Source organism: Rhodococcus sp. R1101, from assembly GCF_000278445.1.
GTDB classification, from domain to species: Bacteria; Actinomycetota; Actinomycetes; order Mycobacteriales; family Mycobacteriaceae; genus Rhodococcus; species Rhodococcus gordoniae.
Map to the genome: position 1 here is coordinate 1 of NZ_AJVB01000919.1, position 553 is coordinate 553.

At 72.2% G+C, this 553-nt stretch carries 1 protein-coding gene; it reads right to left on the reverse strand.

Annotated elements, in window-relative coordinates:
* On the reverse strand, positions 1-553 hold a 553-nt coding region (locus tag R1101_RS0125220), incomplete at both ends, for a PEP-utilizing enzyme (protein ID WP_026003675.1).

Below are 553 nucleotides of genomic sequence, written 5' to 3' on the forward strand. Positions count from 1 at the left end.
GAGGAAGCACAGTTCGGTGCGGAACAGTCCGATGCCCTGCGCCGGCGTGTGCCGCGCCGCCCGGGCGCCTGATCCGTCCTGCACGTTGGCGAGGATCTCCACCGGGTGCCCGTCCGCGGTGGCTCCCGGACCGGACCAGCCCGCCACACGTTCGCGTTCGATGCGGTCTCGTTCGACCTCGGCAGCGGCCTCGGCGCCGTCCGGTGAGAGCACGATCCGGCCCGTCGCGCCGTCGACCAGCACCGTCGTCCCCACCGGGACGTCGTCGAGGCCGGCCACCGCGACGACGCACGGGATGCCCAGCTGACGCGCGATGATCGCGGTGTGGCTCGTGGGTCCTCCGAGCGACGTGGCGAGCGCGACGATCACGGACGGGTCCAGACCCGCGGTGTCGGCGGGTGCGAGGTCGGTGGCCAGGAGCACGGACGGTTCGTCCGGCATCTCGAGCCCGGGTTCGGGAGCGCCCTGCAACTCGGCGATCACGCGGTCACGGATGTCGAGCAGGTCGGTGACCCGCTCCGCCTGCAGACCCCCCATCTTCTCGAACAGTGCT